At 58.5% G+C, this 13689-nt stretch carries 11 protein-coding genes; 5 read left to right on the top strand and 6 right to left on the bottom strand.

All coding sequences use genetic code 11. The features are described 5' to 3' along the window. The first annotated feature begins 93 nt into the window (after positions 1 to 93). The gene (locus IQ265_RS16880) at positions 94 to 2397 is read left to right on the top strand and encodes a GAF domain-containing protein (RefSeq protein WP_228038026.1); all 2304 of its coding nucleotides are present in this window, start codon (positions 94 to 96) and stop codon (positions 2395 to 2397) included. 111 nt (positions 2398 to 2508) lie between these two features. Here IQ265_RS16880 and IQ265_RS16875 read toward each other — a convergent pair whose 3' ends face one another. Further along, positions 2509 to 2889: a hypothetical protein gene (locus IQ265_RS16875; protein WP_194055711.1), complete on the bottom strand. Its 381-nt coding sequence runs from the start codon at positions 2887 to 2889 to the stop codon at positions 2509 to 2511. A 429-nt stretch (positions 2890 to 3318) separates the two neighbouring features. Beyond that, positions 3319 to 3744 carry a DCC1-like thiol-disulfide oxidoreductase family protein gene (locus tag IQ265_RS16870; protein ID WP_194055709.1) on the bottom strand — a complete coding sequence of 142 codons (426 nt, stop codon included), beginning with the start codon at positions 3742 to 3744 and terminating at the stop codon, positions 3319 to 3321. Between the two features lie 269 nt (positions 3745 to 4013). On the opposite strand from IQ265_RS16870, the gene IQ265_RS16865 reads away from it, so the two are divergent. Next, complete coding sequence (locus tag IQ265_RS16865; RefSeq protein WP_194055707.1) at positions 4014 to 5978, top strand: tetratricopeptide repeat protein; 1965 nt, start codon at positions 4014 to 4016, stop codon at positions 5976 to 5978. Here IQ265_RS16865 and IQ265_RS16860 read toward each other — a convergent pair. Further along, positions 5975 to 6220 (bottom strand): hypothetical protein, encoded by a 246-nt coding sequence (locus tag IQ265_RS16860; RefSeq protein ID WP_194055705.1) that lies wholly within the window; start codon positions 6218 to 6220, stop codon positions 5975 to 5977. The two genes, IQ265_RS16865 and IQ265_RS16860, sit on opposite strands and share 4 nt — an antisense overlap. Positions 6221 to 6491: 271 nt before the next feature. Between IQ265_RS16860 and hpxO the strand changes: the two genes are divergently transcribed. After that, positions 6492 to 7655 carry an FAD-dependent urate hydroxylase HpxO gene (gene hpxO, locus IQ265_RS16855; protein ID WP_194055702.1) on the top strand — a complete coding sequence of 388 codons (1164 nt, stop codon included), beginning with the start codon at positions 6492 to 6494 and terminating at the stop codon, positions 7653 to 7655. A 131-nt stretch (positions 7656 to 7786) separates the two neighbouring features. Here hpxO and mutS read toward each other — a convergent pair whose 3' ends face one another. Together mutS and IQ265_RS16845 are read right to left on the bottom strand one after the other, a co-directional pair. Continuing rightward, positions 7787 to 10468 carry a DNA mismatch repair protein MutS gene (gene mutS, locus IQ265_RS16850; protein WP_194055700.1) on the bottom strand — a complete coding sequence of 894 codons (2682 nt, stop codon included), beginning with the start codon at positions 10466 to 10468 and terminating at the stop codon, positions 7787 to 7789. A 32-nt stretch (positions 10469 to 10500) separates the two neighbouring features. Continuing rightward, complete coding sequence (locus tag IQ265_RS16845) at positions 10501 to 11004, bottom strand: DUF29 domain-containing protein (RefSeq protein ID WP_194055698.1); 504 nt, start codon at positions 11002 to 11004, stop codon at positions 10501 to 10503. 247 nt (positions 11005 to 11251) lie between these two features. Between IQ265_RS16845 and IQ265_RS16840 the strand changes: the two genes are divergently transcribed. Then, positions 11252 to 11455, top strand: a complete 204-nt coding sequence (locus tag IQ265_RS16840; RefSeq protein WP_347404981.1) for a hypothetical protein — start codon at positions 11252 to 11254, stop codon at positions 11453 to 11455. 179 nt (positions 11456 to 11634) lie between these two features. Here IQ265_RS16840 and IQ265_RS16835 read toward each other — a convergent pair whose 3' ends face one another. Continuing rightward, positions 11635 to 12129 (bottom strand): tellurite resistance TerB family protein, encoded by a 495-nt coding sequence (locus IQ265_RS16835; RefSeq protein WP_194055696.1) that lies wholly within the window; start codon positions 12127 to 12129, stop codon positions 11635 to 11637. Between the two features lie 365 nt (positions 12130 to 12494). Between IQ265_RS16835 and IQ265_RS16830 the strand changes: the two genes are divergently transcribed. Further along, positions 12495 to 13517: a spore photoproduct lyase family protein gene (locus tag IQ265_RS16830; protein WP_194055982.1), complete on the top strand. Its 1023-nt coding sequence runs from the start codon at positions 12495 to 12497 to the stop codon at positions 13515 to 13517. Positions 13518 to 13689 lie beyond the last annotated feature (172 nt).

Here is a 13689-nt window from a genome sequence, read left to right as displayed (position 1 = left end):
AATCCCTGGGGTTTCGCAAAGATGGTAGGGCTGCTGCGGAATTCGACTAGGTTGCTTTGTAAGACTTTAGTGAAGGGCACACCAAGAGCAACTATGGCTAACGAACTGTCTCGCTGCATCGACACCAACCGGGTAGCTGACCCTAAGGAAGGCCTCTTGCTCGATCTATCCTATACTTTGGACGATCGCAGTGAATGCTGCCAGGAGGGTGAGACCCCTGATCTAGACATTGCTCAACCCGTTGCTCCGCCAATCTTGCCCTGGCTAGAGCTGATTCAGCACTACAGTCATCTAGTCATGGCGGTCGTCGATGTAGCCACCAAAGTAGGCACCCCACCCCAGCCCCACCCGGTGTTGTTCGCCAACCGCTACTTTTGCCGTCTGACGGGCATTCGTACCGAGGGAGGCCACCTCGACCTCAGCTTTTTTGACCGTCTGGCGCTGAGCCATCAAAAGGCGCTGCGGGAGCGGTTTCGGCGGCACTTTTTGAGCGCCCTGCTGCAGCATGCCTATGGACAGCGTGGTTTAGTCTCCCAGCGGCTGCTCCACGAGCCTCTGGTCGTGGCCCTGCCCGACTCCGAAACGGGCCAGATGCGGCAGGTTGAGCTGCGCCTGCGCACCGCTGAGCAAGGTCTGTCTATTACAGCCATCAGCCCTGAGCTAGAAGCCAGTCTGGCCGCCTGCTGGGCTGAGCCTCCCAGCCATGAGCAAATTGCCACCCAACTGCTGAGCAAGGAGCCCGCCTTTAAGCAGCTACTGGCGGCCCTCAAACCAGAAAACTACACCGTCAGCGGGCAAATTTTGATTGAGGGCGTCGATGTCACCGAGCGTGAGACATCGAAAGCCCTGATTCAGCTGCTAGTGGGCCACGAGTCAGTGTTGGGCACACGCCGTTTTGAGCAGGCCAACGCGCTGATGAAGCAGCTGTTTAGCGCCACCGATAGCTTTTTGCTCAGCGCCGAAAACAGTCAGGCGCAGTTGTTCACTCGGCTTGACCAACCCGAGTGGCAGATCGCTACCTACCCCATAGAAGACCTGCAGGGCTCAGCATTTTTGCGTGCCACCGAGCGCCGGGAGGTAGTCAACGTGCCCGACCTCAGCCTCGACTGCACCACTCCCTGCGAGGTGGATATGCTCAAGCAGGGGGCCAGGTCGCTTCTGCTTATTCCCTTGGTCATGCGCACGGCCCAACTGGGTGACAGCACCGCTCAGATGGTGGGCCTGGTAGGCATTACCAGCCCCAAGCCCTACGCCTTTGACCAAGCCGATTGCAGCCGCGCCATGACGCTAATTCCGGCGTTGACGGCAGCCATGCGCCACAGCGTGCAAGACCGATTTACCAACATTCACCCCTCGGTGCGCTGGCGGTTTGAACAGGAGGCCGAGCGCCTTAGCCTGGGTCTGCCCCCGGCCCCGATCGTATTTGAGGGCGTCTATCCGCTGTATGGCATCTCTGATATTCGCGGTTCGTCGGACGAACGCAATCGGGCCATTCAAAAAGACTTGGTAGCCCAGTTTCAACTGGCCCTGGCGGTGGTCGAAGCCGCTGGCCGCTCGGTCAACAACGCCCTGGTAGGGCAGCTGGCGCTGGATCTGGCCGACCACATTGCCACCCTGGAAGTAGGAGTCACGGTTGACTCGGAGGTAACGCTGCTGCGCTACCTGCAGGCGGAAGTGGAGGTGCATTTTACCTACTTTGCCCAGCACAGCGCTGAGGCCGAAGCCGCGATCGCTCAGTACAAGGCCGCCATTGATGCCAACCACGGCTGCGTATATACCGCCCGCGCCGTGTACGACGAAACCATTGGCCACATCAACGGGCTGCTGCGCGAGACCTGGAACCAGTGGCAGCAGTCGATGCAGGCCATTACCGCTCACTACTGCGACCTGGAGGCCACCGACGGCATTGACCACATGATTTACGCGGGTCAGGCCATTGATCCGACCTTCACCGAGTTTCAGCTCAAGTCGCTGCGCTACGAGCAGTTGCGGGCCGTGTGCGACTGCGCCCGCAAGGGGTTTGCCCTCAAAGCCGCCTACGACACCGACATGACGATCACCCACCTGGTGCTGGTGCAGGGCTACACAGTGGATATCGTTCACGACGAAACAACCGAGCGCCTGTTTGACGTGCGGGGCACCCGCGACACCCGCTACGAAATTGTCAAAAAGCGCATCGATAAAGCCTGCGATGCCGAAATGGGCGATCGCATTACCCAGCCCGGCATGCTAACCGTGGTCTACTCCACCAGCGAAGAGTGGCATGAGTACGAGCGCTACCTGCGCTACCTGCACCGCGAAGGCATTGTCGATGGTCACGTAGAACAGGGAACCGTAGAACCTCTGCAGGGGGTTAGCGGTCTCAAATTTGCCCGCGTGCGCGTGAATCCTGAGTAGAGGAGAGGGTTCATGCAAAAGAGACCGGGTTTCTGGACTAGTCCACCAGCGCGGTGGCACTTTACAGAAAACCCGGTCCCTGGAGTTGAAGCTTTGGTAATTACCGAGTAGCTACCGATTTAGCCCGGCGGGGAGGCCCCGGCCACTGTCAACCTGGCGCTGTAGACCGGGGGGCAGGCCCCGCCCATCGTCGACCCGGCGCTGAAGGCCGGGAGGCAGGTTTTGAGGGTTTTCTGTAGGGTCTTGGGCCACAGTACTGGGCAGAGGAAGACTGCCTTGATAGACGGTTTCAGCGGTTTCTACAGTGACCTCGGTTGCTTCTACGGTCATGGAAGACTCAGCCTGGGGCATTACTTCCTGCACCACGGGTTGACTGGGCTGAGGACGCTGCCCTCGCCCCTGACCAGGACGCGCGTCTGCGGCGGTGGCGGCGAGGGCGGCAGTGGCAAGAACGCTCAGGGTAGCCAAGGCAAGTTGCGATCGCAGTGACATAGCAGGAATCCTCTCAGTGAGCGAAAGAGTCGGCAGCAGGCCAAGGTGAGGGGGGAATGCTGCCTATTTCCCTAAAGTACTTAGGGGCGGGTCGCTCCTGCATCTGTAGATACACGCTATTGCGCCACAGTAGCCGCCTGCGGATTGACTTATACCAATCGTCCATGCCGCTAGCGCGGCACCCCCAACGATAAAAATAGCCATAGCCGGTCCCTGAGCGAAGTCGAAGGGACGGCTATTTATAGAGCAAATCCTATCTGTATACCCCCGGTTTGTAGGGGCATTGCAGTGCAATGCTCCCTACAAGGTATCGGTTTTAAATCGGGGTTATGTGACTCGGATTTAGTATCAGACCTTCCTTCTCAGCAGCAGCCCTTTGGTCTAGGCCGCGCCTCGTCAACGAGCTGAGAATGGGGGAATCAACGGCGCTTACAGAGGGCTTTCGGCCGCTGGCTCACAGCGCTGATCGCTGCAGAGGGGGTAGCCTGAGTCGTAGCGGTGGGGGCGCTTGCCAAACAGCTCGTAGCGGTTGTCGCGCACAAAGGCATAGACCTGATCCCCCGCCTGCTTGGCCCCCGGCAGAGCACGGTAGGCCTGCACAAAAACATCTCCTAGGGGCAGCAGACGGCCAATTTCTTCGGCGGCAGCACTACCCTGCCAGCGGCAATCGGGAGCCTGCAGGTCGAGCAAAATCATGCCGGCCTCGCAGTCGGCGGCGGTGATATTGTAGCGGGCCAAGGTGGGCTCATCTTGCATGGGCACGTACTGAAACTGTACGCCCCGGTCGAGCGATTCTAACAACCGCACGAGACTGACGCAAAGGTTACAGTTACCGTCATAAATTACACAGTACATAGTAGTATTGCTGCTGATGGGTCGTCATCCTTATCTTAACGGTCTGGTCTTTGGGTTTCATCCAAATGGTCCAGGGTTCACTGCTCCTGAGTTCCTGATATCGACGCTACAACTGCAGGGAGCCACGGCGGATTTTGCGGCCCTACGGGGCTCGTGGCCGCTGTGTCCAACGCCCTGAGTAAACAAGTTAACCGCAGCAGTTTAACGTTTACCTTGGGTTGAGGGTTGTTTTCATTACCCCACCCGGTGCATTTACCTCGGCAAATCTAATGGTTGTGAAACGACTGATCGATGGACGATTTCAGTTCATTCGAGTTGTCAGTACTAAGGCTTACACCAAGACCTACCTGATGACCGATCATGGTAGCTCGGCTAAGAACAAATGCATTGTCAAGCATTTGCAGCTGCCCGCTCACAACACTATTACCCTCAAGTTTTTGAACGATTTGCTGGCTAAGCGAGTCAGTTTGCTCAAGCGCATGGGCGAACACGATGCGATCGCTAAAAACCTCTCCACCGTTCAGGAAGGGCAAGATTTTTACTGGGTGCGCGACTATGTTCCTGGCCATTCTTTACTGACAGAACTAGCCGAGCAAAAACCCAGGACCGAGGCCGAGGTACAGAGCTTTTTGAAGGAAAGCCTGAGCATTTTAGACATTATTCAGCGCCACGGCATTGCTCACCAAAACCTGCACCCCAACAACCTGATTCGCCACCGCGATCGCGGCCACTTGATTCTGGTCGATTTTGGCCTGATTCAGGATACAGGCACCCCCGAGCCTGCCCCACCTACCAACAGCACCTCCGGTGTTCCTAGCGCCGAGTCAGCCTATGTGCCCCAGGCTAAGCACCGGCAGTACACGCGCTTTGCCGCCGACCACTTTGCCCTCGGGATGATTGCTGTACAAATGGCCACCGGGCTCTCCAACGAGGCTATTCCGCGCCTGAGCCAGGACGATTTTTTAGCCCAGGTCAAACTCCAGCTCGACGAGTGCTCGCTGTTGAGCAACGAGCTCAAAGAGATTTTGCTGCGCATGGTTTCGCCCCAGCCTGAGGCACAGTTTCATCAGGCTAAGGATATTTTGGTCGCTCTGCCAGCTGCAGAGACTGTTGTGAACCCAGCGGCGGCCCCAGCCGCCCGCCCTCTACCCCAGGAGAACGGTGCCATGGAACCTGAGCAGCCGCGGTCGCCCGTTTCCCCCCCGACCAACGGCCGGCGGCGATGGCTGCCCACCCCTGCCCATAAACCAACGCTCTGGCTGGGGGCCGGTGCCGCCCTAGCGCTGCTGGTCGTGGGGGGCGTGGTGTGGCTGCGTATTCCTCAAACCATGACCGTAAACACCCTGTTGCAGCAGGCCAAAACCGCCAAACAAATGGGCCAAAGCAACGACTCACTCAACTACCTCAATCAGGTGCTAGAGCTGAGGCCCAACAACAGCGATGCCCTAGCCCAGCGCTCTACCCTGCTGTGGGAAAATGGCCAGGCAGAGCAGGCTCTACAAGATTTGACGGACGCCATTGAGGCCAACCCCGATCGGGCTTTGGCCTACTACCAGCGGGGCAACCTGCGCTTTCAGCTGGGCGATTTGCAGGGGGCGATCGCCGACTACGGCGAAGCTTTACAGCGCCAGGAGGCCTACACCGATGCCTATGTCAACCGGGGCACCGCTCGGGCCGAACTGGGCGACGAGGCCGGGGCTGTGCAAGACTACACGTCTGCCATCAACCTAGCCAGTGACGCCGAGAGTAAGGCCGTTGCCTACCTCAACCGCTGCCTGTCGCTCTCTAATTTAGACGACAATGCCGCGGCCCTCAAAGACTGCACCGAAGCCGTCAATCTGCGCCCCAACAACAGCCTGGCCTACGAAAATAGAGGGTTAGTCAGGCGACGTTTAAACGATTTTCAGGGGGCAATTCAAGATTTTACGATTGCAATTCAAATCAATTCGAGCAACCCAGAGCCTTACTACAATCGCGGGCTAACGCGGCAAGACCTAGGCGATTTTGCCGGAGCAATGGGCGACTTCAACCAAACAATTGAGCTCAATCCCAACCATCCCTTTGCCTACTACGACCGGGGTTTGCTCCATGCGGAGCTGGGGGATATTGAAAGCGCGATCGCTGATTTAGAAACCGTCGCCACTGCCTGCATCGATGTCAGCCGCTTGGGCTGCTTTGACGACGCTCAGTACCAGCTCGAAAAGCTCCGGGCTGCCCAAAGCAGTGAACCTTAACCGAGCCTGCCCCGGCGGCCCGTACCTCGGCGGTTGCGTTGCACGTAGGTTTTAGCAACGGTATCTTCGCTCATTTCAGAGGCCTCAACAGCTGGGGTAAAAAGGGTAGAAATAGGCTGACTAAGTGGGTTAAACCCGCCGACGCCGCTTATACCACCGACAGTAACAACAGCAAGCACTACAGAGAAACGATGCCACATGATGGTCTTCCAAATCTGGACAGTTACCTCTTCTTTGACCACCCCAAAAATCCAGCCATTTCTAGGCTTTAGAAGTAATGACTTGGTAAACGATTGAACAGACTTTTGAAGATTGAGTAGAAATACTCCTCAGCTGACTTTAAACGTTGACGTCTTTAGCCAAAGCGGCTAAACCCGGATAGCTTAGCTGTGCACTGTATACAGTTTCTTCTTTATAGTAAAAGTATTAGCGACCAGTCCCTGAGCTAGCCCGACTCTATTGGAACAGCCCTCGGGGACGTGCCCCAGCCATCACAGCAGTTAGGAGCGACCCATGTACAACCTGAAGGTGGTGATTATCGGAGCCGGAATTGGCGGCTTGACCACAGGCATCGCCATGCAGCGAGCGGGTTACCAGGTCGACATCTACGATCGCGCCCAGGAGTTGCGCCCGGCTGGGGCAGGTATTTCGCTGTGGTCAAACGGGGTTAAGGTGCTCAACCACCTGGGGCTGGGCGAAAAGCTGGCAGCCATTGGCGGCGAAATGAACGCTATGGAGTACCGCAGCCACACCGACGAGTCGCTGAGCTACGTCGACCTGCGGCCCCTGTTTGAGCGGGTGGGCCAGCGTCCTTACCCGGTGTCACGCACTGATTTACAGTCCATGCTGTTCGACGCCTGTGGTTCTGAGTGCGTCCACCTGGGCATGAACTGCGTTGGCGTGGAGCAGGACGAGCACAGCGCCACTGCCATCTTTGAAAATGGCGATCGCATCAGCGGCGACCTGGTGATTGGGGCCGACGGCATTCACTCCGCCGTGCGGGCCGATGTGGTGGGGCACGGCGTTGAGCGTCGCTATGCCCGCTACGTCAACTGGAATGGCCTGGTCAAAGCCGACCCCGAGCTGTGTGAAAAAGACCTGTGGGTGCTCTACGTGGGCGACAGCAAGCGCGCTTCCATGATGCCCGTGGGGGGCGATCGCTTTTACTTTTTCTTTGGTGCGCCAATGGCAGAAGGCACCCAGGTTGCCCCCCCTGACCGCCAGGATGAGCTAGCCAAAATCTTTCAGGGCTGGCCCGATAAAGTGCAAAAGCTGATTCAGGCCATTGACCCCGAGCAAACTAACCGTCTGGAAATTGGCGACATTGACCCCCTCGAACGGCTGGTGAAGGGGCGGGTTGCGCTGCTGGGCGACTCGGGCCACGCCACCACCCCTACACTAGGCCAGGGAGGCTGCCAGGCGATCGAAGACGCTGAAGTGCTGACCCGCTATCTGACCACCACCACCATTGGCGTGGCCGATGCCCTCAAACGCTACGAAGACGCTCGCAAAGAGCGCACGGCCGACCTCATACTGAAAGCCCGCAAGCGCACTAGCACCATCTACGGCTACGTGCCCGAGGCCACCGAGCAGTGGTACAGCGACCTCAAGCAGGAGCCACCCGAGGCCGTCATCAACGCCTTAGCCAAGGTAATCTTAGCCGGGCCGATGGGGTAGGCCACCAGCTCTTGCCGCAATCGCTGAACCTGCTGAGGGCGGCAGGCCACTGTGGCAGTTGCGGCAGCCAGCAAACGCGCTTGAGCTTTAGAGCTTGTCATCAATCAGGAAGCCCAGACGACGAACCGAGGCTATTCACCAAACAAGTCAAGCTGTTCGGACGGATCGTAGGTACCTACTCCATCCTTTACCCGGCGGCGGGGTCTGGAGGATTGCGGCACCTCTCCCCGCAATCCCACGGCGATCGTGCTGTTGCGCTCGATTTCGCGCATCACGTCGCGGGCGCGCTGAATTACTGAGGGGGGCAGCCCCGCCAGCCGCCCCGCTTCGATGCCGTAGGATTTGTCGGCCCCGCCGGGCTGCACCTGGTGGAGAAAGATAATCTGGTCGGGCATTTCTTTGACCGTCACCTGGTAGTTAGCCACATTAGGCACCAGCGCCGCTAGCTCGTTTAACTCGTGGTAGTGGGTGGCGAAAATGGTGCGGGCCTGAAGCTCTACGGCCAGGTGCTCGGCCACGGCCCAGGCAATGGAGAGACCGTCGAAGGTGGCAGTGCCCCGGCCAATTTCGTCGAGCAGGACGAGCGACCTGGGCGTGGCGTGGTTCAAAATATTTGCCGTCTCGTTCATCTCCACCATAAAGGTCGATTGGCCGCTGGCCAGATCATCCACCGCCCCAACACGGGTAAAGATGCGATCGCACACCCCCAGCCTTGCCGCCTTCGCCGGAACGAAACTCCCCATCTGCGCCATCAGCTGAATCAGCCCCACCTGGCGCAGGTAGCAGCTCTTGCCGCTGGCGTTGGGGCCGGTGAGAATAATCAGGTCTTGAGCCGTGAGGGCGTTTCTGTCCTGGGGAATCGTGCCCATGTAGTTGGAGTTGGGCACAAAGAACCCAGCCGGAAGCAGCTGCTCGACCACCGGGTGGCGGCCCTCGGTGACGGCGATCGCCCTTGACTCCTCTATCTCGGGGCAGCAGTAGCCCTGAAAGATCGCTACCTCCGCTAGACCGCTGAGCACATCGGCGGCGGCAACGGCAGCAGCGACTTTGCGGATCAGTTCCACCTGTTCGCCCACCTGTTCACGCAACTGGTTAAAGATCTCGTACTCCAGGGCGTTAATTTCTGACTCGATATTGAAGACCCGCGCCTCGCGCTCCTTGAGTTCGGGGGTGATGTAGCGCTCCTCGTTGGTCAGGGTTTGCTTGCGAATGTAGTCGTCGGGGGCCTGGTCGGCCCGAGCGCGGGAGATGCTGATGTAGTAGCCAAAGGCCTTGTTAAAGCCCACTTTGAGGGTGGAAATGCCGGTGCGCTGGCGCTCGGCGGGTTCCAATTCGGCGATCCACCTTTGGTCATCCACCGCCTGCTGGCGCAGGTCATCGAGCTGGGCGTTCACGCCGTCGCGGATCAGGTGCCCCTCAGTGAGGTAGAGGGGCGGAGTTTCAACTAAGTGCGATCGCAGCGTTTGCCCCAATTGCTCCAGCTCCGGCGGCACGTACTGTAACGCTTGCAAATAGGGCGATTCGGCTTTTTCCGTCAGCGCCGCCAAATCGGGCAGACGCAGAAAAGAATCGGCCAGGGCGACAAGATCTCTAGCATTAGCCGTGCCGGAACCCGCCCGACCCGCCAGCCGCTCCAGGTCGTAGATCTGCTTGAGCTTATGTTGCAGCATCTGGCGCAGGTTGCCGTCCTGCAACAGCTCGGTAATGGTGGCCTGGCGCGACTGGATGCCTTTGACATCCAGCAGCGGCTGCAGCAGCCAGCGGCGCAGAGTGCGCCCGCCCATGGCCGTGACCGTGCGATCGAGTGCCCACAGCAGCGAACCGCTGTAGGTGCCGTCGCGCGCCGTCTGGGTGATTTCTAGATTGCGGCGTGTCTGGTGGTCGATGACTAGGTAGGCGGCCAGGGTGTAGGTGCAGAGGGGTTGGAGCGGGGCCTGCACGGTTTTCTGAGTCTCTTCGACGTAGTGCAGCAGGCCGCCCGCCGCCCGCACCGCCAGGGGCAAATGGTCGCAGCCCAGCCCTTCTAGCGACCTGAGCCGAAACCGCTGCAGCAATCGCTGTCGCGCCTCGCTCTGGCTATAGGGGCCTTGAGGCCTGAGGGTGTAGCAAAACTGGCGCGGCAGGCAGTCGGGCAGCTGGTCGGACTGCTCCCCTGGACGCAGCATTGCCCCCAAATTTGGCGCATCCACCGGGAACAGCACCTCGGCGGGCTGAAGCCGCAGCAGTTCTTGGCAAAGCTGGTCGAGGTCTTCGCCCTGGGTGGTGAGAAATTCTCCGGTGGAAACATCGGCGTGGGCCAGCCCCCAGTGGTGCCCAGCGATCACTACCGAGGCCAAAAAGTTGTTCTGGCTGGCGCTCAGCATGCCCTCCTCGATCACAGTACCGGGGGTAATGACGCGGGTGACTTCGCGCTTGACCAGCCCCTGAGCCACGGCGGGGTCTTCGACCTGGTCACAGATGGCGATCGCATAGCCCCGTTCCACCAGCAGGGTGCAGTAGCGATCGAGGGCGTGGTGGGGTATGCCCGCCAGGGGCACCCGGCCAATGCTCTTGCCCGCGTCTTTGCTGGTCAGCACGATTTCTAGCTCACGAGCAATCGCGATCGCATCCTGAAAAAAGGTCTCAAAAAAGTCGCCCACCCGGTACAGCACCAGGGCGTGGGGGTACTGCTCCTTCATCTCCACGTAGTGGCGCATCATCGGCGTCAGATCGTTCCAGTTGACCGAGTGGTGGTCGGCGTAGCGCACGGTGTGCTTGGCCAACCGCTCGGGGATGGGGGGCTGACTGTCAGCAGAGGGGGCAGAACCAGACATTGAAGGTTTCAGAAGAAATGACTGGGCAACGATCACCCATCACTATCGTCGGGCAAAAAGTCGGGGTCAAGCACCAATTCTGAAGTAAATGGCACCTGCTTTGGAAAGGTCTCTAGGGGCAACCCTGTTTCCACCGCCGCCTTTTTACGAGCTGTGGCGTAGCAGTCGGCGTAGATGCTGATGAAGTAGGGGCGCAGGCTGGGGCTGTCGCGAAAGGCTTTGGCGATGAAATCTCTATGTTCCAAAATCGCAAGCCGCCAGCTGTTGGAGCGGCGATGACCCTCCGGGTCGGTTAAACCAACGCCCTGGTACTGATACTTCAGCAAATGGCGCAGCAGCACCTCCAGGCTGCTCTCTACGGCCCGCTTTTCACTGCGCCCCATGTCGTCTAGTTCTTCGGCTAGGTTGAGTACATCGATTTGGTCGAACTGCCCACAGCGGAAGCGCTCAGCGGTTTCGGCTAGCCAACGGAAATAGTCGCTGTCGTAGAGAGTCGCTGACTCTGGCGGAGAGTGAATGGGCTGCAGTGCAGTCATGGCAGGGGCCGGTTCAAGACTGTAGAGACTAAACCTTGCAGGGAGAAAGGCCGTTGGAGGCGATCGTAGCAGACAGAATTGGGCGGCGGCGAACTGGCCAGAGCACCTGAGCACCCCCCGCACCCTGCCTGGTTTTGTGTCAGATGTTACGCACCGTTAAGCTTCTTTGCATAGTCCGAAAGGAGTACAGGGCCTGTGTTAACTTCAATATCGTTGCGTAGTGTTTAATACTAACGAGGTTTGACCCGTGGCCCTGTCAGAAAAGATTGCTCCAGCCCTGACCGAAACCCGCGAAGACTTCTCCGAGTATGTCGCCCATTTGCAACTGCACATGGCGCTCCAGGCCCGTAACCTGGTGCCCTCCCTCAGCAATACTGGAGACAGCCGCAATAACCTGCTGCACCAAACCCAGGCCGACATCGAAAAGTTCGTCTCCCGCCAGGGATTCTAGAGTTTAGTCTAAATTGATTACACAACCAAAACCCTTGGCCCGCCCTGTTTTTTGGCTAGCCAAGGGTTTTGGTTTTTACATTTAAAGAGGCTTTACTGCCCTGTTTTGGGGCTACAAAAAAGCTCTTCTTTCAGTGGCGTTAGGGGCACCAGGTTTGATGCTCCTAACGCCTAGATTGCTTACTCTTCTTCGCTCTCGTCCTCGTCTTCCTCGGCTTCTTCCTCTTCCTCATACTCTTCTTCAGAAAAGAGTTCACTCACAATTTCGTCGGCTCGCTCAACGGAGATTCTGAGCGCTTGGCGTAAATCGTCGACAAACTCTTGTTCTTCCTCGGGCACTTCACCGTCTGCCACCAGCACGACGAGGGCAACAATAAAGGCGGCCTCTTCTACGCCTTCATCTCGAACGGTTTCAACAGCTTGAGCAACGACGGCCTCGACCCCAGCTTCGTTGATAAGACCACCGATTTCGGCTCCTAGGGCCGCAAAGTCTTCGACGGTGTATTCAGAATATAGATCAATGCAGCTGACCATTTCGCCCAGGGCGTAAGCCTCCGCATCGCTAGACACGTCGCCATCGGCAAACGCTGAAAATAGAGCAATCGTAGCAACGGCTAGCTCTGGACTCAAGGCAACTTGAGTACCACCCCCACGCGGCAATCTGCGTTTAGGCATTGTTTCTCCAGTGGTTAGAAAAAGTTTATGGCTGCCCCTGGTTGTTTCGTTGTTCAATCAGGTTCGTCCTTAGCATTCCCGATGGTGATGCTGGTTGCACAGACCCTGCCGGTCTGCGCCCCCCATCGTTGGCGCTCACGGGGGCAATGCTTCTTCAGGGTCGGTTTTATCAGCGGAGATACGCCCTAAATAGTGGGGCAATCCACGCCTACTAGAGGATTTCTCGGCTGAATTGACTTGTCATAGTAGACATAGTTGCTGAATTCTACTCTTTGACTTTGTCTAGTCCTGCGATCGCAAACGCCCCCACTATTCCTACAACTCAACCGGCCCCTGTTGCCACCGCCTACCGCACCCGGCGATGGATGCCAGAGCAGGTGTTGTTTACCCCCGCCGCTCTCGAAGAACCCTGGGGCCAGCAGATTCTCCAGCGGGTGCAGGCGCTGAATCTGCCCGTTGAGTACCTGAAGCAAAACCGCATTACCGGCCTGCGCGGCGAAACCGAGCGCGAAACCTACGCCATCTCAAAGCGTACCCTGGCGGTGGTCACGGCCCCTGCCAGCCAGTTCAAGCTCACCCCCATTCCGCCCTCGGCCGACTGGCAGTTTCACCTGGCCCAGGGGTGCCCGGCCCACTGCCAGTACTGCTACCTGGCCGGCAGTTTGCAGGGGCCGCCCGTGATTCGCGTCTACGCCAACCTGCCGCAGATTCTCGACAACCTGGCGCAGTACGAGAAGCCCGACCAGCCCACCACCTACGAAGTGAGCTGCTACACCGACCCCCTGGGCATTGAGCACCTTACTGGCAGCCTGGCCGAGTGCATTCGCTACTTTGGCACCCGCGATCGCGGTCACCTGCGGTGGGTGTCAAAGTTTGACAATGTAGATGGCCTGCTGAACCTGCCCCACCACGGCCACACCCGCTGCCGCTTTAGCATTAACGCCGCGCCTGTCTCGCGCTTTTTGGAAGGCGGCACCGCCTCGGTAGCCGAGCGCTTGCAGGCAATTCGCAAACTGGCGCTGCCGGTCGAGCGAGGCGGTGGCGGCTACCCGGTGGGGTTTGTGGTAGCGCCCATTATGCCGCTGGAGAACTGGCGCGAAGAGTACACCCAGCTCCTAGACGATGCCGCCGCTGCCCTCGACTTCGACTGCGACCTCACCTTTGAGCTGATCTCGCACCGCTTTACCCCTGGCTCTAAGGAAGTACTGCAGGAGTGGTACCCCAACAGCAAGCTGGATTTGGACGAGGCCAACCGCATCACCAAGCGCAACAAGTTTGGCGGCATCAAGTACGTCTACGACAAAGACACGATGAAAGAGCTGCGGAGCTTCTTTGAGGCGGCGATCGCCCAGCGCTTTCCCCAGGCCGAAATTTTGTACTGGACCTGATGCCCTCATTTCGGACTTCTGTAGAGGCAGACGGTGTTCGCCCCGTGCAGCAGCTTAAGCAGTGTAGGGTGGACACCGCCCACCAGCCTCGTTCATCGCCATTTCAAAGAAACTCTCGACCTGGTAATTTCCCAAAAATGTAGCTATTTGCCAAGGGCGCAGGCCCTGCGCC

This window comes from Nodosilinea sp. LEGE 06152 (assembly GCF_015207525.1).
Classification (GTDB): domain Bacteria; phylum Cyanobacteriota; class Cyanobacteriia; order Phormidesmidales; family Phormidesmidaceae; genus Nodosilinea.
Note: the sequence above shows the minus strand (reverse complement) of the source record. Positions and strands in the feature narration are given on the sequence as shown.